This is a genomic window from Hominisplanchenecus faecis (genome assembly GCF_020687205.1).
GTDB lineage: Bacteria > Bacillota > Clostridia > Lachnospirales > Lachnospiraceae > Hominisplanchenecus > Hominisplanchenecus faecis.
The window spans coordinates 1-1884 of record NZ_JAJEQE010000096.1 but is presented as its reverse complement, the minus strand read 5'-3'; the positions used below and the strand labels follow the sequence as shown (position 1 = coordinate 1884).

Annotated in this window: 3 protein-coding genes; all 3 read left to right on the top strand. The window is 45.9% G+C overall.

The window, feature by feature from the left end; all coding sequences use genetic code 11:
- Positions 1-265 (top strand): RusA family crossover junction endodeoxyribonuclease (locus LKD42_RS15010; RefSeq protein WP_248836164.1); only part of this gene is annotated, 265 nt, incomplete at its 5' end.
- 21 nt (positions 266-286) lie between these two features.
- Entirely contained in the window at positions 287-1147 is an 861-nt protein-coding gene (locus tag LKD42_RS15005) for a DUF4373 domain-containing protein (RefSeq protein ID WP_248836163.1), read from the top strand.
- Positions 1148-1156: 9 nt separating this feature from the next.
- On the top strand, positions 1157-1858 hold the full coding sequence (locus LKD42_RS15000; protein ID WP_248836162.1) for an ORF6C domain-containing protein: 702 nt from the start codon (positions 1157-1159) through the stop codon (positions 1856-1858).
- The last annotated feature ends 26 nt before the right edge of the window (positions 1859-1884 follow it).

The window sequence follows — 1884 nt, the reverse complement described above, 5'->3', positions numbered from 1 at the left end:
TTCGGATGATGCGTATGTGGTTGCTAATATCTTGGCGTATTTTGAGCCGCCTAAGAGCATCTCGAAGAAGAAAAGGGCAGAGATGCTGGAAGGGAAGATCTGGCCGGCAAAGAAGCCGGACAGTGACAACATCGCAAAGGTTGTGCTGGATGCCCTGAACGGCATCGCATACCATGATGATACGCAGATCATAAAACTGACCATTACAAAGGCGTACAAAGAGGAAGCGTATTTGAGCGTTACGCTGATGCGGCTCGATACATAAAAAGAGAAACAGGAGGCTGGTATGGCAAGGAAGAAGCAGGAAGGGAACCGCTTTTTCCGGATGGATGCAGACTTCTTCTCAGACAGAAAGATAAAGATCCTGAAAGCCCGCTATGGGGCGGATGGGATTGTCTTGTACCTGTATCTTTTATGTGAGATCTACAAGACAGGGTATTACTTACAGGTTGACGATGATTTTGAATACATCATCTCGGATGACCTGAACATGGATGGCAACAAGGTGAAGCAGGTCTTGAACTTCTTGCTGGAACGGTCACTGTTTGACGATACACTTTTCCAGTCGGACAAGGTCTTGACCTCTGCCGGGATACAGAGGCGTTATCAGGCGATGGTAAAAGCCAGGGCCACGAAAACGCCGATCACAGCCGAGAGGTTCTGGCTTCTTTCGGAAGAAGAGACCGAAACCTTTATTAAAGTGAACCCTTCTTTAAATTCTTCTGAGAAAAAAAGCGGTTTTTCCGAGAAAAAAGAGGATAATTCCGAGAAAAATAACACAAAAGGAAAGGAAAAGAAAAAAGAATATATAGATATAGATACGGCTCCGCCGGATCCCTATTTTTCTGATGATTCCCTGAACAAAGCCTTCCTGCTGTTCCTGAAGACCAGGAGAGAGGAAGGTGCAAGGATCACAGAAGAACAGGTGAAGCTGTTGAAAGAGGATCTTAAGGATTTGTCAACGGATCCGAGGGAGATGGAGGCGGTTGTCAGAAAAGCGACTGTAAGCGGCTGGAAGAGCTTCTATCCAATCAAGAAGCAGCCAGAAGCCAAGAAAAAGGAAAAGAAAACAGCAAAGAATACATTCAATGCATTTCCGCAAAGGGACTATGATTTCGATGCACTGGAAAGAACGTTGAATGAGTAAGGAGGCAATATGGAACAGTTGAAGATTTTTGAAAATGAAGAATTTGGGCAGGTCAGGACTGTAACGAGAGACGGAGAAGTGTGGTTCGTGGGAAAAGATGTGGCTGAGGCATTGGGATTCACAAATTCAAGAGATGCTATTGCAACACATGTATTTGACGATGACAAGGGAGTAGAAATTATCGACACCCTTGGAGGAAAGCAGAAGATGACGGCAATCAATGAATCCGGTCTGTATGCATTGGTGTTTGGCAGCAGACTGGAATCAGCGAAACGTTTCAAACGTTGGGTTACCTATGAGGTGCTGCCGGCAATTCGCAACACTGGTAGCTATGACATGAGCAGACTGTCGAAGGAAATGAGAGCAATTTTGAACTGTGACGAGAGAATTGTGATTATAGATGATCGTGTAACGAACCTGGAGAACTGCATGACGATCGACTATGGGGAGCAGGTCGTCCTTGGCGATGAGGTCAACAAGGCGGTTCTGGACGCACTGGGCGGCAAGCACAGCAATGCCTACAACGAGATCGGCAAGAAAGTATTTGCAGAGTGCAACCGTGATCTGAAACACTATTTTCACGTCAACGCCCGCAACAACGTGCCGAAGAAACGCTACTATGAAGCCTTGGAATACATCCAGGAATGGAAGCCCTGCACGAATACACAGATCCAGATCCGTGACTGCAATGCACAGGTGTGTATGCCATGAAAATAGTAGAAAAACCAGTTCAGATA

Excerpts from the sequence above, each read along its gene's own strand:
- LKD42_RS15000 (WP_248836162.1), top strand. The coding sequence starts at position 1,157 with ATGGAACAGTTGAAGATTTTTGAAAATGAAGAATTTGGGCAGGTCAGG.
- LKD42_RS15005 (WP_248836163.1), top strand. The coding sequence starts at position 287 with ATGGCAAGGAAGAAGCAGGAAGGGAACCGCTTTTTCCGGATGGATGCA.